This window comes from Campylobacter canadensis (assembly GCF_013177655.1).
Taxonomy (GTDB): Bacteria; Campylobacterota; Campylobacteria; order Campylobacterales; family Campylobacteraceae; genus Campylobacter_E; species Campylobacter_E canadensis.
Genome location: NZ_CP035946.1, coordinates 623,876 through 644,581, shown reverse-complemented (window position 1 = coordinate 644,581; position 20,706 = coordinate 623,876). Strand labels below are relative to the sequence as shown.

The window sequence follows — 20,706 nt, the reverse complement described above, 5'->3', positions numbered from 1 at the left end:
TTTTGTATCCACAAGATGTAAAAATTATTGTAGAAAGTATTAAAAAAAAATGAAATTTAAAGAAATTAAAAATATTACAAATATTCTTTGTGAGCATAATAAAAAATTCCTATTTTTAAAATTTAATCAGCGTTTGCAAGATTTAATCAAGATTATGCCTATTGATATTAAATCATTATTAACTCAAAGTGGTGTTGTTTGTGATATTTTTTTTAAAAATAATAAAAAAATTTTAAGAATTAGAACAAAACACCCTGCAATAACACAGCAACTAAAATTAGATTCTAATAAAAAGCAAATATTACAAGTGCTTAAAATATATAAAAAATATGGACAAGATAAATATATAAAAGAAATTAGCGATGAAGAGCTTATAATTCAAACTTCATTAACACTAAAAAAAAGCTATGATAAAATTAGCCATCAAGTGATAATAAGTCCTATTAAAAGCGAAGGTGAATTTAAAAACATAGCTACAAAATCAGAACACGCACTTTTAGTTGATAAAATTAAAAAAAATATAAAAAAGAGAAATATTTATGCAAGAGAGCTTATTAAAAACTATTAAAACATTGCCTGATTCTGCAGGAATTTATATGTATTTTGACAATGCAAAATTGCTTTATGTTGGTAAGGCTAAAAATTTAAAAAAAAGAGTGCGTTCTTATTTTACCTTTACGCCAAAACTTGCTCCAAATCCTAAAAATTCGCAAAGAATTAAGATATTATTAGAGCAAACAACTAATATAAAATTTACTCAAACTAAAAGCGAGTTAGATGCTTTAATACTTGAAAATTCTTTAATAAAACAACTAAAACCAAAATATAATATCTTATTAAGAGATGATAAGACATATCCATATTTATACATTGACTACAATGAAGAATTTCCGCAAGTTCTTTTAAGTAGAAGAATTATAAACAATAGCAAAATTAAATATTATGGTCCTTTTGCAAAGGGGGCAAACGAACTTTTAAAGGCTATATATTTATTGTTTCAAATTAGACAAAAAAAATCTTGTAAAAGTAGATGTTTGTTTTATGATTTAAAAAAATGTTTAGCACCTTGCGAATTTGATGTAAAAGACGAATATAATAAACAATTAGAGCAAGTAATTAAGGCTATTTTAAAACCAAGTATTTTATTAACCGCTTTAAATGAAAAAATGTCTTTTTATGCAGAAAATGAAGAATATGAACAAGCAGCAAGTATAAGAGATATTATAAAGGGTATTAATAATATAACCTTAGATATTCAAACAGATTTAGCAAAGGATATAGATTTTGACCTTTTTGCCTATGCTAATAATGAAAATTTTTGCTCTTATGTAAGATTTATTATAAAAGGCGGTAAATTAATAAGCGTTATAAATAAAAAAATAGCTACAAAATATTTTAATGCTAATGAATTTCTAACCCAGCTTATTATGCTAACTTATAAAGATAGTATTGATATAAATGAAATAATAATTCAAGATGATATTGATAATATAGAAATTCTAAAAGAATATCTAAGTAATAAGGCAAAAAAAAGTGTAAATATACATTCAGTAAAAATAGGACAAAAAAAGAAATTACTTGATTTAGCAATCAAAAATGCTCAGTTTAATTTAAAAGAAAATAAAAACGAAGAAATATTACTAAAAATACAAAATTTATTTAATCTTTCTAGTCTTTGTGCTAAGATTGAAGCTTTTGATAATTCTCACTTTCAAGCTGATAGCTGCATTGGTGCTATGATAAGCTATGATGCAATGAGTGAAGAATTTCAAAAAGAATTATATAGAACCTACAATCTAAATGCTAACAACGATTATGAACAAATGAAAGAGGTGTTAAGTAGGAGAATTTTATCTTTTGATAAGATAAACGCACCTGATTTATGGCTAATTGATGGAGGCAAAGCCTTGCTTGATTTAGCTAATTCTTTACTAGAAGAAAATGGCTTAAATATTGAAGTTATAGCAATTGCAAAAGAAAAAATAAACCACCTAGCACATAGAGCAAAAGGTAATGCTAAAGATAAATTATATTACAAAGATAAAGAATATATTTTAAAAGCAAACGATGAAATTTTATTATTTTTTCAAAAATTAAGAGATGAAGCACATCGTTTTGCAATCTCAACGCATAAAAAACAAAGAACAAAAAAAGCAATGCAATCAAGCAAGCTAGAACAGCTAAATATAAGCTCTGCTAGTATAAATAAGCTACTTAGATATTTTGGTACTTATGAAGCAATTTATAAAGCAAGCTATGATGAAATAAAAAAAGTAAGCAATAAAAGTGTGGCTGATAAAATATTTAATTTAACAAATGTTAAATCTTAAAAAAGATAATACAAAGAAAAAAAGGATTTTTGTGATTGTTAGTGTTTTAAATCTTATTTTTATAATTTTTGTTTCTTACTTTGCTTATTATATGGATTATATTAATACGCAAAATATTCCTGTATTAATAGTTTTAGCACTTATTTTGCTAATAAATATTTTTGCTTTTTTTGCTTATTTTATAAAAAAACGCAAAATGAATTTAGAAAATGAAGTTTTATATGATTTGTTAAAAACACTAAATATAAACACTATCCAACCAACAAAAATTGAAAATTACAAAGCACTAATAGAAGAAATTCAAAAAATAAAACAAAAAAATATATCAACCCACACGCACAATCAATACTTAAATAATGAATTTTTTAAAGTTATTTTTACTCTTAAAAATATTGATAAAGTACTTTCTTTTTTAAACCCTAACAATACTACTGAAATTGCAAGTTTAATCAAGCAATACAATAGCTCATACATTCAAACACTAGCGGAATTATGCAAATATACTCATTATTATAAAACTCACTACAATGATTATGCTCAAGATGAAGGCTTGCAATTTGATAATGCAAAAGTTGCTATTTTAAATAACGATTCTTTAGAGAATTTTATTTTAAGCAATTATTTAAATCAATATAATATAAAATCTTTTATTTGCTCTAATGCGACTGATTTTAGTACTTATGATTGTGTGATTGTTGATGAAAGTATGCTAACTAATGCAAAGGAAAATTATATTATTTTAGGAAATAAAAATAATGATAACTACCTAAAAAGACCTTTTGATAGATTAATGCTAAAAAATTTATTAGATAATATTTTAAAAGATAAAACAATAAAAGCAAATAAAGAAAATATTAAAAATGATGTTTTGATATTTTTAGATAATGATATTCAAAGCTCACACTTATTACACATTGTAAATAAAAGTGCAAGTATTTGTGCGAAAGTAAATAGCATTAGTGCTTTTTTAGAAGAAGTAAAAAATAATTATAAAATAATTATTGTTGGGTATTTATCAATTTTATATGATTTTGATAATATAAAAAATGTTTTAAATAATATAAAACTTAAAGAACCAAATACCTTTATAATAATTTTTAGCCCTGATAGCATAAAAAGAAATGTTGATTTTGCAGACTTGATTATAAAAGATGCAACCCAACCACAATTAATTGAAGTGATAAAAAAACATTTATGATTAAATATTTACTCTTTAAATATTTACGCTTTGATAAATCAATGCCTTTTATTATGATTACAAAGCTACTTGCTTTTATTGGTGTTGCTTTAGGAGTTTGCGTTCTTATTGTATCTATGGCTGTTATGAATGGTATGAATAAAAATTTTTTAGATAAATTATTAGTTATGAATTACCCAATTTCTATTTATTCAAAAAATAAAATAATTAATGAAAAATTAATTCAAGAGCTGCAAAAAACTTATTTAATCTCTCCTTTTATCCAATCTCAAGCAGTAATTAAAAGTGCAAATTCTCTTCAAGCAGCTGTGATTTTCGGAGTTGATTTTAAACAAGAAGCAAAGATAAATGAAATTTTTAACAAAGCTTATAAAAATACAAATATTCAAGAAAGTTTTCCTATTATTTTAGGTTCTGGCTTTTTAATTGATGATTTTAAAATTAATTTAATTTTTACTAATCTAAGTCCTAACGCCTTAGCCTTTAGCCCAACCATAAAAAGATTTAATTATCAAAGCTCTTTTTCATCTGGTTTAAAGGCTTATGATGAATCTTATGCTTATGTTGATATTAATGATTTAAAAAAAGTGCTTAAAAACCAAAACTACACAGGAATTCATCTTTATTCAAAAAACGCTCAAGACGATATTAAAATACTAAAAGAAAAATACAAAGATGATTATTTTATAATAGGCTGGTGGGAACAAAATGGTAACTTTTTAAACGCACTTGAATTAGAAAAAAAAGCCTTATTTTTTATTTTATTAATGATAATAATCATTGCAAGCTTAAATATCATAAGTTCTTTATTTATGATAGTTTTAAATAGAAAAAATGAAATCGCCCTACTTTTAGCCTTAGGCGCAAGTAAAAAAGAAGTAAGAAATTCATTTTTTATGCTAGGCTTTTTTATAGGTTTTTGTGGAATAATTTTTGGGATATTGTTAGGTTTTTGTTCTATGTTTATTTTAAATAGCTTTGATATAATAACACTTCCAGCTGATGTTTATGGAACATCAAAGCTACCGATTGATTTAAGTATTTTTGATTTTCTTAGCATTGTGTTTGGCTCTATTTTAATAGTATTTTTATCAGCACTTTATCCTGCTTATAAAGCTAGTAAAATAGATATTTTAACTACTTTAAGGAACGAGTAATGAAAGCTTTTAACAAAGAACATTTTCAAGTTGCTATGAATTTTTTTATAGCAAATATTAAAAGACATTTACAAAATGATAATTTTGAGTTTTGTCTAGCTTATGTAAATACGCACAATATTGAGCATCAAAAAACAATTGGGGAAATGTTAAGAAATACTGATTGTTATTTCACCTTTGAAAGGGGCGTTATTTTATTATTATCAGGAACTGATTCTTCAAATACTGAAACACTTTTAAATGAAATTAATGATTTTTTAAATGAAAAGAAAACTCAAATTATAGCATATTATCCATACGATGGAAGAAGTTATGAAGAATTAAGAGATAGGTTAAATGAGCTAACGCTTAAAAATTATAATTTTAAGATTTTGTAATGAAAGATAATGCAAGTTTAATAATACAAAAACTAAAAGAAGGAAGAAATGTTTTTTTAACAGGTGGTGCTGGGGTTGGTAAATCCTACACCATCAAAAAAATCTTAGAAAATAAAGAATTAAAAATCATACCATTAGCAAGTACTGCTCTAGCAGCAATAAACATTAAAGCACTAACAATACATAAATTTTTTAAATTCAAAATAGCAAAAAACATATCAGAACTTAAAACTAGCAAAGAAGACTTGCTTGAATTAAACAAAATTCTAAAAAATATTGATGTGGTTTTAATTGATGAAATATCAATGGTAAGTGCTGATTTATTTGATATGATTCATCATAGAATTCAAAATTACAATATCAAATTATTAGTAGTAGGAGATTTTTATCAATTAGAACCAGTATTAAGCGATGGAAAATATGCTTTTTTATCACAATTTTGGAAGGAATTTGATTTTTATTCTGTAATTTTAAATAAACAACATAGAATGAATGATGAAGAATTTTATAAAAATTTATTAAAAATCCGCCTTGCTAATGTTGATGATTGTTGTGTTGATTATTTTTACAACTACATTACAGACCAAGATTTAAATTCTAATGAATTTGATGATTATACAATAATTTGCGGTACCAATAAAGAAGCAAAATTTATAAATCAAAATAAACTTGCAAAGATAGAAGCAAAAAGCTACAAGGCAAAAATAGACATAATTAAAAATAAATTTTCTCCAAGCAATAAAATTGAACAATGGATTAAAACCTTGCCTATTGAAGAAGATTTTGAATTTAAAATAGGAGCAAAAGTGATTTTTACCTACAATGCACACGGTTTTTACAACGGAATGCAAGGAGAAATCATATCTTATAATGAAGAGCAAGAAGTAATTTGTGTAAAATCAAATAATCTTATTTTTAGTGTAGAAAAAACTACTTTTGAATATTACGAAGAGTACAACACAAGCAATATTGAAGCAGATGCAATAATAAAAGCTTATGCTTTAAAATTAGCTTATGCAATCACCATACACAAATCACAAGGAATGAGCATTGAAAAGCTTTTATGTAAATGCGATAATATTTTTGCAAAAGGTCAATTATATGTAGCTTTTTCAAGGGCTAAAAATCCAAATACATTTAAAATTTCTTTTAACAGTTCATATAATTTCTTTGCTTTAATGCTAAAAACAAAGGCAAAGGCCAATAAGGCAGTGGATGATTTTTATTCTACTTTAAAAGGTTATGTTGAATGAAAAAACTTATAATTTTTTTATTATTATTTTGTAATTTATATGCTAATAGTGTTAAAATAAGTGATTTTATAAGCGATGTTTATTCAAAAGATAATTCACTAAAACAAATAAAATTAAGCTTAGAATTTATTGCTGATGACTTAAATGAAAAAAATTCTTACTTGCTAGATTCTTTAAATAGTGTTATAGCAAGTTATTTTTATGAGGATTTATTTACAGAGCTTGGTAAAGCAAATTTTAAAAAAACATTAATAAAATATTTAGCTAAAAAATACTCCATAAATATTGATGAAATTTTAATCTTAGAATTAAAAAGTTCAATAAATAGTGAAGAGCTAAAAGAATTTATAAAAAATACATGCAAATAAAGGAGAAAAGATGAAACATATTTTTAGAGAATACGATATAAGAGGCATTTATGCTAGTGAAATAACTGCGCAATTTACAAAGGCTTTAGGCTATGTTTTAGGTAAAATTATGCTTAGTAAAAATGCAAAAAGCGTAAGTGTTGGCTATGATGCAAGATTATCTAATAATATCTTGCATAATGCCTTAATTTATGGCTTAAATAAAAGCAAAATAAAGGTTTATTCACTAGGGCTTGTTCCGACTCCTGTTGGATATTTTAGCACTTATAAATGCAATATTGATGCAAATATAATAATAAGCGCATCGCATAATCCAAAAGAATACAACGGCTTTAAAATCACAATCAATAAAGAAAGTTTTTTTGGAGATGAGCTTGCTAATATTTATAATGAAGTAAAAGCTCAAATGGATAATTTTGATAATAAAATTGAAGATGTTGAATATGAATTTTTAGATGCTAAAGAAGAGTATTTGCAATTTTTACAAGAAGAATTCAAAGATTTAAAAAATCTTAATTTTAATATAAGTTGTGATTTAGCAAATGGTGCAGCTTCATATGTTGCAAAAGAAATTTTAAATAGATTAAATATTAAAAATACTTGCATTTTAGATGAATTTGATGGAGAATTTAAAACTCACGAACCTGACCCAACTGAAGAAGAAAATCTACAAATGCTAAAAACACAAATGCAAAAGGATAATTCAAGCATAGCCTTTGCATTTGATGGCGATGCTGATAGGGTTGTGTGCTTATTAAAAGATAAAATTATAAAAGGTGATGAACTTTGCTATATTTTTGCTAAAAATATGCAAAATCCTAAGATTTTATGCGAGGTTAAATGCTCAAAAATTATATATGATGAAATAAATAAGCTTGGTGAGTGCAAAATGTGTAAAACTGGGCATTCAAATATAAAAAAAGCAATAAAAGAGCATAATTTTAATCTAGCAGCCGAACTTAGCGGACATATTTTCTTTAACGATATTTATTTTGGCTACGATGATGCAATTTATGCAATGCTTAGAATTTTAAGGATTTATAACAAAAACCCAAATTTCAACGAACTTTTAGATAATTTACCTAAATCATTTAAGAGCGATGAAATAAAAATAAAAGTAGATGAAAATAATAAATTTAAACTAATGCAAGATTTTATAAATAATATAAACAGTCTTAATCTTAATGCTAGTATTATTCTTATTGATGGAGTTAGAATTAATTATGATGATGGTTTTATCTTGCTAAGAGCAAGCAATACAAGCCCTTATTTAATAACAAGATTAGAAGCAAAAAGTAAAGAAAGATTAAAAGAATTTCAAATCTTTTTACAAAAAGAATTAAAAAAATTATCTTTAGATTTAACTTTTTAGTTAAAATTAACATTTTTTGAAAGGAAAAATATGAAAAAATTATTTTTAATAATCGGTGCTCCAGGAAGTGGTAAAACCACCGATGCAAGCATTATTGCAAAAGAAGAAAACTACACACACTACTCAACAGGAGATTTGCTAAGAGAAGAAGTAGCAAGTGGTAGTGAGCTTGGAAAAGAAATTGATGCACTTATTTCTAAAGGGAATTTAGTTCCATTAAAAATAGTTGTTAATACTATTTTAAGTGCTATAGCAAAATGCGAAAATGATGTTATTTTAATTGATGGCTACCCAAGAAGTGTAGAGCAAATGAAAGCTTTAGATGAAGAGCTAAAAAAACAAAATTTAGTAAAATTAGCAGCAGTTATTGAAGTTTATGTAGGAGAAAATACTGCTAAAGAAAGAGTTTTAGGCAGAGCTAGAGGAGCTGATGATAACGAAGAAGTATTTAATAATAGAATGAAGGTTTATACAGAACCACTAGAGCAAATCACAACTTTTTATAAAGAAAAAAATCTACATATTAAAATAAACGGCGAAAGAACAATAGAGCAAATAGTAGCCGATATGAATAGAGAAATAAAAAATAGAATTTAATTTTTAATAAGGAGACAAAATGAAAACAACAAAATTAATCGTAGCGATGGCTATGGGGGGGGTATTACTTACAGGATGTAATTTTTCTAGTGCAAACATAACTAAGGTAAATTACAATGAAACAAAAAGAGATTATTTAAGCGCTTATGCAGATTGCAAAAAAGAAAATTTCGGTGAGTATTTAGAAAAAGGCTTAAATGACAAGCTAAGACAACAAAATATTTTAGGTAAAGATTTAAAAATATCTTGTGCGATTTTAGACTATGATGAAGGCGACCGTTTTGCTAGATATATGGCAGGGCCATTTGGAGCAGGAACGGCAAGTGCTATTATTAAAGTTGCTTTAATTGATAGCAATAACAATGAAGTGCAAAGTTTTGAAGTAAATGCTAAATTAACTGGTGGTGCCTTTGGAGGTGATGCTAAAGTAATGCTTCAAGATGCAATTGAAAAAATATATAAATATATAAGAGAACATTATATAAAATAGGAGAGAAAATGGATTTAAGTAAGATTAAATGTGGCGATGAAAATGCTTTAAATGTTGTAATAGAAATACCTTATGGCTCAAATGTAAAATATGAAGTAGATAAACAAAGTGGTGCTTTATTTGTTGATAGAGTAATGTATTCTGCTATGTTCTACCCTGCAAATTATGGTTTTGTGCCAAATACTTTAGCTGATGACGGGGATCCTGTTGATGTACTTGTATTAAACGAGTATCCATTAGTAGCTGGTAGTGTGATTAAATGCCGTTTAATCGGAGTTTTAATTATGGAAGATGAAAGCGGAATGGATGAAAAATTACTAGCTGTGCCTGTTAGCAAGCTTGACCCAAGCTATGATAATATAAATAGTCTTGATGATTTAGCAAAACACAAGCTTGATAAAATTAAAAATTTCTTTGAAACTTACAAAATGCTTGAACCAAACAAGTGGGTAAAGGTAAAAGAATACAAAGATAAACAAGAAGCAAGCGCTATCTTACACGCTGCAATTAAAAATTATAAATAATATAAAGAGCATTTTTTGCTCTTTATTTTTTAAGTATTAATTTAGCTTGAAAATAATACTTAAAAAATATTCAAGGAAAACAAATGTCATTTATAAGTATAGAAGAAGGTATAAAACAATTACAAAATGGTCAAATGCTAATTATGCTTGATGCCCCTGATAGAGAAAACGAAGGAGACTTAATCTTTGCAGCACAATTTTGCACTGCAGAAAAAATAAATTTTACTCTTTCAAAGGCAAGAGGCGTTGTATGCGTTGCACTTGATAGCAATCTTACAAATAAGTTTAACCTACCTTTGATGGTTCCAAAAAATACTTCAAATCACGAAACTGCATTTACAATAACTGTTGATGCAAAGACCGCAACTACTGGTGTTAGCGCACAAGAAAGGTGTGATACTATTAAAATTTTTGCTGATAAAAATGCCAGTGAGAGTGATTTTGTAAGACCTGGTCATATTAATCCTCTTATTGCAAAAGATGGTGGTGTTTTAGTTCGCACTGGACATACTGAAGGTACTGTGGATATGTGTAAATTAGCAAATCTAACCCCTGCTTGTGTTATTTGTGAAATTATGAATGAAGATGGCACAATGGCAAGACAAGATGATTTAATTAAATTCGGAGAAAAACACAATATAAAATTAGTAACAATAGAAGATTTAATTAAATTTAGACTAAAAACTCAAACTTTAATAAATCTTGTAAGTAAAGAAAATACAAATATACTAGATAAGGCGGTTTTAAAATTAGAATTTAGTGATTTTTTAAATAGAAGTCATTTTGTTTTTATCTTTGATGGTAAATATAAAAATTCTTTGGTTAAATTTTATAAAAGTTCTCAAGATGCAATTAAATTTGAAGATAGCATAAATGCAATAAATGAACTTTGCAAAAATGGTGGGATTTTAATCTTAATGCAAGGCGAAAAAAGCGATGATAAAAACTATGGCATAGGCGCTCAAATTTTAAAATACTTAGGAGTAAAAAGCTTTTCTCTTTTAAGCAATAATCAAACACAACTAAAAGCATTAAGCGGTTTTGATTTAGATATAAAATTTACATAAAAATATAAAATTTGTATCAAAAAGTAACAAAAAATTATTTTTTATACAAATTTTTTACAAGTGTTTAAAAAGTAATTATAAGCTAAGAAAACAATAAAAAAGGAGATAAAATGCAAGTTTTAAAGCATTTTGAAAATATCACAAAAATCCCACACTGTTCTTTTGAAGCGCAAAAATTAAAAGACTACATAATAAATTATGCAAAAGAACAAGGTTGTGAAGTTTTATGCGATGAGGCTGAAAATATTTTATGCAAAAAAGGAAAGCCTAATTTATGCTTGCAAAGCCATTATGATATGGTTTGCGTTGGCAATGCACCTGATATTAAAATAATTAATGAAGATGGTTTTATTAAGGCTGATAATTCAACCTTAGGGGCTGATAACGGTATTGGACTTTGTATTATGCTTGAAGCATTAAACAAATTTAATAATATAGAATGTTTATTTACTGCAAATGAAGAAGTAGGATTACTTGGAGCAAACAATTTAAATTTAGATATTAGCTCTACAAATCTTTTAAATATTGATAGCGAAAATGAAAACTATGTAATAATAGGCTGTGCAGCATCTTTAATGCTAAAAGTTAGCTGCAAAGTTAAAGAAAATAAAGAAAAGAAAAAATTCCTTTATGAAATACAAACAAAGGGTTATAAGGGCGGACATAGCGGCATTGATATCATAAAAAACATACCTAGTGCTATTAGCGATTTAGCCTTATTTTTATTTAAACACAATGCAAGATTAATCTCATTTAATGGTGGAGAAAGAACAAATAGCATTAGTGTAAATGCAAAAGCTTTATTTTATTGTGATGAAGAATTGCATTCAAATGAAAATTTTATAATTAACAAGCTTGAATATAAAGATTATAAATGTTTTGATGATGATTTTTTAGCAAAACTTGCTAGTTTTAAACAAGGTGTTTTATCTTACAATCAAGAGTTACAAATAGTAAAAACAAGCGTTAATCTAGCTATAGTAAAGCAAGAAGGCGATGAATTTCATATAGAAATATTTGCAAGAAGCGAAGATGATAAAGAATTAGATGAAATTTTTTATAAAACAAAGGCACATTTTTTAAATTACGAAGTTAAACTTCTAAGCAAAGATGAGCCTTGGCAGCCAATAGCAAATGATTTTACAAAAGATGTGTTAAAGCATTTGCAAGAATTTGTACCTAATGCAAAAATGACAAGCATTCACGCTGGTCTTGAATGCGGAGTTTTAATGCAAAAAAATCCTAAATTAAAATGCGCAAGCATTGGTCCAAATATACTTAATCCACATAGTATTTATGAAAGATGTGAGATTAAAAGTATTGAAAAAATAACTAATTGTGTATTTAATCTAATTAAATCTTATAAAGGAGAATAAAATGAATTATCGTATAGAACACGACACAATGGGCGAAGTAAAAGTTCCTGCAGACAAATTGTGGGCAGCACAAACTCAAAGAAGTTTTGAGAATTTTAAAATCGGCACTGAAAAAATGCCAGTTGAATTAATACATTCTTTTGTATATTTAAAAAAGGCGCTTGCTTTAGTAAATAATGATTTAAAAAAATTAAGCGATGAGAAAAAAGATGCTATTGTAAAAGCCTGCGATGAAATTTTAACTCATAAATATGATGATGAATTTCCACTTGCAATTTGGCAAACAGGCTCTGGCACTCAATCAAATATGAATGTGAATGAAGTTATTGCTAATCTTGCAACTAAACTAAGCAATAAAGATTTTACAAAAGAAAAAGTAGTACATCCTAATGATGATGTAAATATGTCTCAAAGCTCAAATGATACCTTTCCAACTGCAATGCACATAGTTGCTGTGCTAGAAGTAGAAAAAACCCTAATTCCTGCACTAACACAACTTAAAAATACCTTAGAAAAAAAAGCAAATGAATTTATGCAAATTATTAAAATAGGTAGAACGCATTTACAAGATGCAACTCCGCTTACCTTAGGTCAAGAATTTTCAGGCTACGCTTATATGCTTGAAAGCTCATTAAATCATATAAAATTAGCTTTAAATAGCACAAGAGAGCTTACAATAGGTGGAACTGCTGTTGGTACTGGAATTAACGCTCATCCTGAATTAGGGCAAAGAGTTAGCGAAAAACTAAGCTCAATGCTAAATACAAGCTTTGTTTCTAGCCCAAATAAATTCCACGGTTTAACAAGCCATGATGCTTTATGCTTTTTACACGGTGCTTTAAGTGCATTAGCAGCAAATTTAATGAAAATTGCAAATGATATTAGATGGTTAGCATCAGGTCCTAGATGCGGTCTTGCAGAGATAAATATCCCAGAAAATGAACCAGGTAGCTCAATTATGCCAGGCAAGGTAAATCCTACTCAATGCGAAGCTTTAACTATGGTTTGTGTGCAAGTTTTTGGAAATGATAGCGCTATTAAAATAGCTGCATCTCAAGGTAATTTTGAATTAAATGTATTTAAACCTGTAATTATTTATAATTTTTTACAAAGTTTAAGATTGCTTGCTGATGCAATGATTAGTTTTGATATTCATTGTGCAGTTGGAATAGAAGCTAATAAAGAAAGAATTGAGCATAACTTAAATAATTCATTAATGCTTGTAACAGCTTTAAATCCACATATTGGTTATGAAAACGCTGCAAAGGTTGCAAAAAATGCACACAAAAAAGGTTTATCATTAAAACAAAGTGCTATGGAGCTTGGTTTAGTTAGTGAAGAGGATTTTGATAAATTTGTCGTTCCTAGCAAAATGATTACGCCTAAAGCGTAAAAAGCCTTTATTTTAAGGGCTTTTATGAAGATTGCTATTATTAGACTTTCAGCACTAGGCGATATTATTCAAACTGCTGTGGTGCTGCAGTTTATAAAAAAATATGTAAATAATGCTAGTATTGACTGGTTTGTTGATGTAAGATTTAAAAATATCTTAGAAAAACATCATTACATAGATAATCTTTATGCACTGCCCTTAAAAGATAAAAAATACAAAGAATGTTTTAATATATTAAAAAATGCTAAAAAAAATAATTATGATTTAGTAATTGACTTTCAAGGCTTAATTAAATCTGCCTTCGTTAGTAAAATGCTTTCAAAAAATAATTTTGGTTTTGATAAAAATAGCCTAAAAGAAGATTTTGCAAGTATTTTTTATAAACATAAACTAAATTGTTCTTATGATGAAAATGTATTTAAAAGATATTTTTCGCTTATGAATTTTGCTTTAAATCTTAATTTAGATTTCACTTTAATTTATCAAAAAGAAGCTATTTTTGATAATAAAAAATTAGAATATCTAAAATTAAACGAAAAAAATATTTTATTTTATACTGGCTCTAGCCAAGCAAATAAAAATTATCCAAAAGAAAAAATTTTAAAATTATGCAAACTAATCTTAAGCACTTATGAAAAAATAAATATATTTTTTGCTTGGGGTAGTGAAGATGAAAGGCAAAATGCACAATATATCTGCTCAAATATTCAAAGCAAAAGAATGTATATTTTAGACAAGCTATCTTTACAAGATTTAATACAGCTTAGCAATACTATGAATTTAATTATAGGAAACGATAGCGGCACAACACATTTAGCCTTTGCTCAAAATATAGCTTCAATTACAATATTTGGAGCAACTCCAAGTAAGAGAAACGCACTTACAACTAAGATAAATAAAACAATAGATGCAAATATACAAATAAACAATGCAAAAAGACTAGACAAAAATGATTTTTGTATAACAAATATTGATGAAAATGATATCTTTAAAATAGTTAAAGAGCTTTTGCAATAAAGGAAGTAAATATTATGAATATTTCAATAATAATTCTTACATTTAACAGCGAAAAATATTTAAAAGAAGTTTTACAAAGTGCTGCTTTTGCCGATGAAGTTATAGTAGTTGATAGCGGTAGTAAAGATAATAGCATAAAAATAGCTAGTACTTTTAAAAATGTAAAACTTTTTCATCAAGCTTGGCTTGGATTTGGAAAACAAAAACAATTTGGGGTAAATCAAGCTAAAAACGAATGGGTTTTTGTTCTTGATAGTGATGAGATTATTACAAAAGAGCTTGAAGAAGAAATTAAAAATACTTTAATTAAAGCAGAATATAAAGCTTACAAAGTAGCAAGATTAAATTTTTTCTTTGGTAAAGCTATTAAAAGAATGGGGCTTTATCCTGATTACAACATAAGGCTTTTTAACAAAAATTATGCTAAATTTGATGATAGAGAAGTACATGAAGCTATAATTTGCCAAGAAAAAATAGGAAAATTAAAGCATCATTTTTTACATTATGCTTATGAAAATATTGAGCAATTCATAGATAAACAAAACAAATATTCAAGCCTAAATCCTAAAAAAAACAATCTTTTAAAGGCTTTAATAAATCCTTATTGGACTTTTTTTAAGCTGTATTTTATTAAATTGGGCTTTTTAGAAGGTAAAAAAGGTTTTATCATTGCAAAGCTTTATGCTCAATATACTTTTTGGAAATATATTAAATCTGAAATTTAATTTTACTTTATTCTTTTATTGTGAATTTCTATCAAGCATTTGTGAGTTTATAAATTTTAGATATTATTTGTTTTTGCGTATTTTTTTCTTGAATTTGTTACATAAGAAAAATAATATTGAATTAATTTTGCATGATCTAATTTTAATTTTTATTTTTAATAAACTAATAAGTATCCATACGGTGTTAAAAAGTAAATCTTTAAAATTTAAATAAGATTTCAAAACTTTTATCTAAAAAGACCATTAACACTTACAAATTTCAAGTTATATACTTTGCTTAACTTAGTTTTTTTGTTATTTTTACAATTTTTTTTATCTTAAGCTTTCATCTTGTATTATAAATCTTTTATATAAGCTGCAAAAACTTAAAAACAAATTAGTGTTAAAGTTTAATACTAATAAATTTCCTTTGCTAAAATTCTTATTAATAATTAGTATTTTCATAAGGCTCAAGCTTTTTTAAGCTAGGTAAAAAATATTTTATAAAAATATGAATTTTTTTCATATACTTACTTATTTTACTTTTCTTTTTAAGAAATTTTTTATCATCTTGAGTCGAACTTTCAAGCATAAAATTTTCGTGAGTATGAATAAGTACAGGAAATAAAGCATAAGTGTTTAAAACTTTTTCATTACAAGTAAGAGCATCTATTGGTAAATAAATTTTTTCTAAATGAGAAAGTAGTTTTAAAGCTCCGTTTTTACTTATAAAATAGCCATAAGTACCATTGCCTCTAGCTATCAAACGACGAATTTTATAATTTAAGATTTTTTTTGCAAATCTTCTTGAGTAAGGACTTTCTATCCTAAAACCATCATCATTATAAACCTGTCTTTGATGACCTAATAATAAAAGTTCTAAATCCTTAGGAAATTCATTAAGATATTGTAAAAATTCAAGCAAATTTTCATCAAAATACGCATCGTCTTCTAAAATAACAGCATATTTTAAATTTTCTTCTAATATTTTCTCATAACATTTTTTATGAGATAAAGAACAACCAAGCTCTCCAAGCCCTAATTCTCTTTTATGAAATTGTATCATTTTGTCATAATCAACTATATTTAAATATTCTTGTTTGCTTATAGCCTTTCCTTCTACTGCTTGGATAATTTCATAATCAAGTTCATATTTTTGACACAAATTGCTAATATAATTTCTTCTTTCTTCTGCTTGCGCTAAATTGATAACAAAAACCTTCATAAACACTCCAAAATCTTTTATTTCTTTTTTATTTTTCTCTTTAAGCAGCGAAGATAATATTTTATAAATAGCATTCTTGTATAAAACATATCAAAAAAACTATTTTTAAAGCCTAATTCAATACTTAAATTCTTAATATTATGTTTTTGTAAAAGACTAGCATAAATACCACTTTTATAAAAATAATTTTTGTTTAAATACTCTTTTTTCCACATTTCAGAAAATAAGTGCAAACATAATCTATTTTCATCAATATTTTTATCTTTATTAATAAAATTAAAAACTTCATAATAAGGCACTTGGCAGCTTTCTTTATAATCAATTGCATAATCTTCTAATTTATTTTCTTTTACTAATTGCGCTAAAAAATTAGGTCCTATTATTCCCCAAGGAATGATTTTTTTATCAGCAATAATCTTTTTTGCTTCATCAATAAGCAGTTTTGCAAAAGCACTTTTTTTTGGAATTTTAAGCAAAGAATTAGTAATTCTAGATTCTTTTGTATTATTATCTAGCTCTTTTGAAAAAATATATCCTTTTTCATCATAGTTAAAATATTTTAAACACACCATATCCAAATCCACCCAAAGAGCATCTTTTTTATACAGTAATATATATCTAAAATAATCAGAAAAACTAGCCACCCCAGCTCCTCTATCGTCGCTAAAATATTCGCTAAAAGGCACAATCTCATTTGCATCTTTTAGTATAAAATTGCTAAATAATTCTTGTAATTTTAAAAAAATTTTATCATCTAAATTATAAGTGTATAAATAAAATTTATAGCCATTATCAAGCCAAGATTTAATAGTAAGAATTTCCATTAAACCTACACCTTTATAACCTTTAGGGGTGTACCAAAAACTTGAAATTTCAGTTTGCATTATTAGTTTTTCCTTTTTTATATTTTAAACTAAAAATTTTTTTCTTTATACTCATTTTTAATCTATATAAAAATCTAAGAAAAAAATATTTTTTATCAATTAAATTATATTTATTTTTTATGTCTAATAAATAAAGTTCTAAAGAGATATTATAATATAATTTTTTTGTTCTTTTTAATATAAATTCTTTTACATAATCATCTATTAAAATGCTTTGTAATTTTAATAACAATAAATCTAATTGTAAAAAAATATTTTTGTGATTATTAGCAAAATTATTTGTTATACTCTGCGAGTGCTGGTAATAATTATATAAAAAATTATCTATACATTTTATTTTTTTGCATTGGGATAAATAAAAAGCATTAAACAAATGGTCTTCTGCATATATCAATCTTTCTTTAAAATCAATCTCCTTTATTTTATCTATTAAAAGGCTTTTTTTATAAATTTTATTACATACAAATAATGCAAGGTTTTTATTGTCTAAAAAAGAACAAAAATCTCTTAAATTAAAAATTGCATTATCATAATTTTTTTTATAATTTTTATCTTCATTATTTATAATAATCGCATTAAAACATAGCAAATCATAATCTTGAATTTCATTTATAACAAGTTCGCAAGCATTAAGCTCTAAATAATCATCAGGATCTAAAAATAGTAAATACCCCCCCCCAGCGGCTTTTACTCCAGCATTTCTTGCTGCAAAGGTGCCTAAGTTTTTTTCATTATGAATTATTTTTATTCTTTCATCTTTTTTGGCATATTCTTTAGCTATGTTTATACTATTATCACTTACTAAGTCATCTACTATTATTATTTCTATATCTTTAAAAGTCTGATTAATGCAGCTTTTTATAGCTCTTGCTATATATTTTTCTACATTAAAAGTTGGCATAATTATTGATATTTTAGGCATTTTTTTTCCTAAAAAGCTTTTTTGGATGACGAAAATAAAATCTTAACATTAGTTTAAGTCTAAAAAACTTCAAATTAATGCCTACTAAGGCAAATAAAGTTTTTATGTTTAAATAATCTAAAGGATAGTATCGCTCAAGGTAGTAATTAATATAATACAAAAATAAAGTATTTTGTAGTTTTTCATCTATAAACTTAGCTTCTTTGCAAAAACGATAAATATTAAGCCCAATTACACACATACAATAAGCTTTAAAATAAGCTCTTAGTTTAGAATAATCATCAAAATAATGTCTTAAAGGCTCTAAATAAAAAGGCATAATTTTTGGAATTATTTTTTCTTTTTCGCTTTTTATTATAGAATTAGCTCTAATTCTATAAATTAATAACTCTTCTTTAATGCAAGTTATCTTTTTAGCATTTAAAAATAAAATAGTTCCAAAATCGTGGTCTTCATGATAAATAGCATAAGTAAAACGAAGTTTGTAAGCATTTAATAACTTTGCTCTAAAAGCTCCTTGCCAAGCAAAATAAAACTCACAAATATCATTTTTTTTAAAAAATTCAACTCCACTGATATTTTTAGTGTATTTACAATGTAAATAAATATCACATTCTGCTTTTTGTCTAAAAGCTTGTTCTTGCTCAAGAAATTCTTTAATATTATGCACACAAATATCTGCATTACTTTCTTCTATCTCATTTACGCATTTTTCAATGCAATCAAGCTCTAAATAATCATCAGAATCTAAAAAGTGAATTATATTATCAGGCAAATCCTGAATGATAAAATCATTAAGATTTTTAAGCTTTGTTTGGATTATATTTTTACTAAGCTTTGTAAAATTTTTATTAATATCTTCTTTTGCAAGCTCCTTAGAAGCTGTATTAAAAGTATTTATATTTTCATAGCTTGTAATATTACTTTCATTTTCAAAAAATTCTCTTAATTTAGTGCCTTTTATAAATTCTAAACCAGCATTTCTTGCTGAACTTAAACCACCGTTTTCTTTTGTAATAAGGAAAATTCTTTCATCTTTTTTAGCATATTCTTTAGCAATATTTAAGCTATTATCGCTACTTCCATCATCTACTAAGATAATATCTAAATCTTTATAACTTTGATTTATAACACTTTTTAAGCATTCATCTAAATATTTTTCTACATTATAAATTGGGATTATGATAGATACTTTACTCATTATTAATCCTAAAAATCTTTTTTGGATGACGAAAATAAAATCTAATTTTATTTTTTATATTAATTAATAAAGATATAAAAATATAATTTTTATCGTAAAAACTTATTTTATAATCTAGTTTTTTTAAAAACTCTTTTATATTATGTTTTTTTAACAAATCAGCATAAATACCGTGTTTATAAAAACAGTTTTTGTTTATATTATTTGTTCTCCACATTTCAGAAAATAAGTGTAAACATAATCTATTTTCATCAAAACTTATATTATTTTTTACAAAATCAGCTGCTTTGTACCAAGGAATTTGGCAGCTTTCTTTATAATCAATTGCATAATCTTCTAATTTATTTTCTTTTACTAATTGCGCTAAAAAATTAGGTCCTATTATTCCCCAAGGAATGATTTTTTTATCAGCAATAATCTTTTTTGCTTCATCAATAAGCAGTTTTGCAAAAGCACTTTGTTTTGGTACTTTTAATAAAGAAGTTGTTACTCTTGAAATATTAGGATTATCATCAATTTCTTTTGAAAAAATATATCCTTTTTCATCATAGTTAAAATATTTTAAACACACCATATCCAAATCCACCCAAAGAGCATCTTTTTTATACAGTAATATATATCTAAAATAATCAGAAAAACCAGCCACCCCAGCTCCTCTATCGTCGCTAAAATATTCGCTAAAAGGCACAATCTCATTTGCATCTTTTAGTATAAAATTGCTAAATAATTCTTGTAATTTTAAAAAAATTTTATCATCTAAATTATAAGTGTATAAATAAAATTTATAGCCATTATCAAGCCAAGATTTAATAGTAAGAATTTCCATTAAACCTACACCTTTATAACCTTTAGGGGTGTACCAAAAACTTGAAATTTCAGTTTGCATTATTTTCCTTTCAAAAATAAGAAAATTATATTTTATAAGTATTAATTTATAACTTTAAATAAAAAAATCTTTGAAACTCAATTATCTTTAATCTAAATTTAAATAATTTTTGTCTAATTTTATTAAAAAATATTTTATAAATACTGTTAAATATATACCCTAGTGGCTTTTATTACGGCATTTCTTGCTGCAAAGGTGCCTAAGTTTTTTCATTATGAATTATTTTTATTCTTTCATCTTTTTTGGCATATTCTTTAGCTATGTTTATACTATTATTATTTCTATATCTTTACAGCTTTTATAGCTCTTGCTATATATTTTTCTACATTAAAAATTGGCATAATTATTGATATTTTAGGCATTTT

21 protein-coding genes are annotated in these 20,706 nt (G+C 25.5%); 16 read left to right on the top strand and 5 right to left on the bottom strand.

Annotated features, from left to right (window positions below; translation table 11 throughout):
* Nucleotides 1-49: 49 nt before the first annotated feature.
* The 16 genes from CCANL266_RS03065 to CCANL266_RS02990 all read left to right on the top strand — a co-directional run bounded on the left by CCANL266_RS03065 (nt 50) and on the right by CCANL266_RS02990 (nt 15,244).
* Complete coding sequence (locus CCANL266_RS03065) at nt 50-568, top strand: hypothetical protein (RefSeq protein ID WP_172231175.1); 519 nt, start codon at nt 50-52, stop codon at nt 566-568.
* Entirely contained in the window at nt 540-2,330 is a 1,791-nt protein-coding gene (gene uvrC / locus CCANL266_RS03060) for an excinuclease ABC subunit UvrC (protein ID WP_172231172.1), read from the top strand. The genes CCANL266_RS03065 and uvrC overlap by 29 nt, the downstream gene beginning before the upstream one ends.
* Complete coding sequence (locus tag CCANL266_RS03055) at nt 2,317-3,528, top strand: hypothetical protein (protein WP_172231169.1); 1,212 nt, start codon at nt 2,317-2,319, stop codon at nt 3,526-3,528. The genes uvrC and CCANL266_RS03055 overlap by 14 nt, the downstream gene beginning before the upstream one ends.
* Entirely contained in the window at nt 3,525-4,685 is a 1,161-nt protein-coding gene (locus CCANL266_RS03050; protein ID WP_172231166.1) for an ABC transporter permease, read from the top strand. The genes CCANL266_RS03055 and CCANL266_RS03050 overlap by 4 nt, the downstream gene beginning before the upstream one ends.
* Nucleotides 4,685-5,062: a hypothetical protein gene (locus tag CCANL266_RS03045; protein WP_172231163.1), complete on the top strand. Its 378-nt coding sequence runs from the start codon at nt 4,685-4,687 to the stop codon at nt 5,060-5,062. Before CCANL266_RS03050 ends, CCANL266_RS03045 begins: the two co-directional genes overlap by 1 nt.
* The gene (locus CCANL266_RS03040) at nt 5,062-6,315 is read left to right on the top strand and encodes an ATP-dependent DNA helicase (RefSeq protein ID WP_172231160.1); all 1,254 of its coding nucleotides are present in this window, start codon (nt 5,062-5,064) and stop codon (nt 6,313-6,315) included. Before CCANL266_RS03045 ends, CCANL266_RS03040 begins: the two co-directional genes overlap by 1 nt.
* Complete coding sequence (locus CCANL266_RS03035; RefSeq protein WP_172231157.1) at nt 6,312-6,683, top strand: hypothetical protein; 372 nt, start codon at nt 6,312-6,314, stop codon at nt 6,681-6,683. Before CCANL266_RS03040 ends, CCANL266_RS03035 begins: the two co-directional genes overlap by 4 nt.
* 10 nt (nt 6,684-6,693) lie before the next feature.
* Entirely contained in the window at nt 6,694-8,055 is a 1,362-nt protein-coding gene (locus CCANL266_RS03030) for a phosphomannomutase/phosphoglucomutase (protein WP_172231154.1), read from the top strand.
* Nucleotides 8,056-8,085: 30 nt separating this feature from the next.
* A complete protein-coding gene (locus CCANL266_RS03025; protein WP_172231152.1) occupies nt 8,086-8,652 on the top strand; it encodes an adenylate kinase in 567 nt (188 codons plus the stop codon).
* Between the two features lie 19 nt (nt 8,653-8,671).
* Nucleotides 8,672-9,142, top strand: a complete 471-nt coding sequence (locus tag CCANL266_RS03020; protein WP_172231149.1) for a DUF4410 domain-containing protein — start codon at nt 8,672-8,674, stop codon at nt 9,140-9,142.
* Between the two features lie 8 nt (nt 9,143-9,150).
* Entirely contained in the window at nt 9,151-9,666 is a 516-nt protein-coding gene (gene ppa / locus CCANL266_RS03015) for an inorganic diphosphatase (RefSeq protein WP_172231146.1), read from the top strand.
* An 83-nt stretch (nt 9,667-9,749) separates the two neighbouring features.
* The gene (locus tag CCANL266_RS03010; RefSeq protein WP_172231143.1) at nt 9,750-10,733 is read left to right on the top strand and encodes a bifunctional 3,4-dihydroxy-2-butanone 4-phosphate synthase/GTP cyclohydrolase II; all 984 of its coding nucleotides are present in this window, start codon (nt 9,750-9,752) and stop codon (nt 10,731-10,733) included.
* A 110-nt stretch (nt 10,734-10,843) separates the two neighbouring features.
* A complete protein-coding gene (locus CCANL266_RS03005; protein ID WP_172231140.1) occupies nt 10,844-12,109 on the top strand; it encodes a M20/M25/M40 family metallo-hydrolase in 1,266 nt (421 codons plus the stop codon).
* 1 nt (nt 12,110) lies between these two features.
* Entirely contained in the window at nt 12,111-13,502 is a 1,392-nt protein-coding gene (gene fumC / locus CCANL266_RS03000; protein ID WP_172231137.1) for a class II fumarate hydratase, read from the top strand.
* Nucleotides 13,503-13,526: 24 nt separating this feature from the next.
* Nucleotides 13,527-14,519: a lipopolysaccharide heptosyltransferase I gene (waaC, locus tag CCANL266_RS02995; protein ID WP_172231134.1), complete on the top strand. Its 993-nt coding sequence runs from the start codon at nt 13,527-13,529 to the stop codon at nt 14,517-14,519.
* A 14-nt stretch (nt 14,520-14,533) separates the two neighbouring features.
* On the top strand, nt 14,534-15,244 hold the full coding sequence (locus CCANL266_RS02990; RefSeq protein ID WP_172231131.1) for a glycosyltransferase family 2 protein: 711 nt from the start codon (nt 14,534-14,536) through the stop codon (nt 15,242-15,244).
* A 424-nt stretch (nt 15,245-15,668) separates the two neighbouring features.
* Here CCANL266_RS02990 and CCANL266_RS02985 read toward each other — a convergent pair whose 3' ends face one another.
* The 5 genes from CCANL266_RS02985 to CCANL266_RS02965 are packed head-to-tail and all read right to left on the bottom strand — an operon-like array spanning nt 15,669 to nt 20,341.
* Nucleotides 15,669-16,448, bottom strand: coding sequence for a glycosyltransferase family 25 protein (locus CCANL266_RS02985; RefSeq protein ID WP_172231128.1), 780 nt, complete (start codon nt 16,446-16,448; stop codon nt 15,669-15,671).
* A 17-nt stretch (nt 16,449-16,465) separates the two neighbouring features.
* The gene (locus CCANL266_RS02980) at nt 16,466-17,332 is read right to left on the bottom strand and encodes a glycosyltransferase family 32 protein (protein ID WP_172231125.1); all 867 of its coding nucleotides are present in this window, start codon (nt 17,330-17,332) and stop codon (nt 16,466-16,468) included.
* Nucleotides 17,322-18,254 (bottom strand): glycosyltransferase family 2 protein, encoded by a 933-nt coding sequence (locus CCANL266_RS02975; protein WP_172231123.1) that lies wholly within the window; start codon nt 18,252-18,254, stop codon nt 17,322-17,324. The genes CCANL266_RS02980 and CCANL266_RS02975 overlap by 11 nt, the downstream gene beginning before the upstream one ends.
* Nucleotides 18,247-19,455 (bottom strand): glycosyltransferase family 2 protein, encoded by a 1,209-nt coding sequence (locus CCANL266_RS02970; RefSeq protein WP_172231121.1) that lies wholly within the window; start codon nt 19,453-19,455, stop codon nt 18,247-18,249. The genes CCANL266_RS02975 and CCANL266_RS02970 overlap by 8 nt, the downstream gene beginning before the upstream one ends.
* Nucleotides 19,448-20,341, bottom strand: coding sequence for a glycosyltransferase family 32 protein (locus tag CCANL266_RS02965; protein WP_172231119.1), 894 nt, complete (start codon nt 20,339-20,341; stop codon nt 19,448-19,450). Before CCANL266_RS02965 ends, CCANL266_RS02970 begins: the two co-directional genes overlap by 8 nt.
* Between the last annotated feature and the right edge of the window lie 365 nt (nt 20,342-20,706).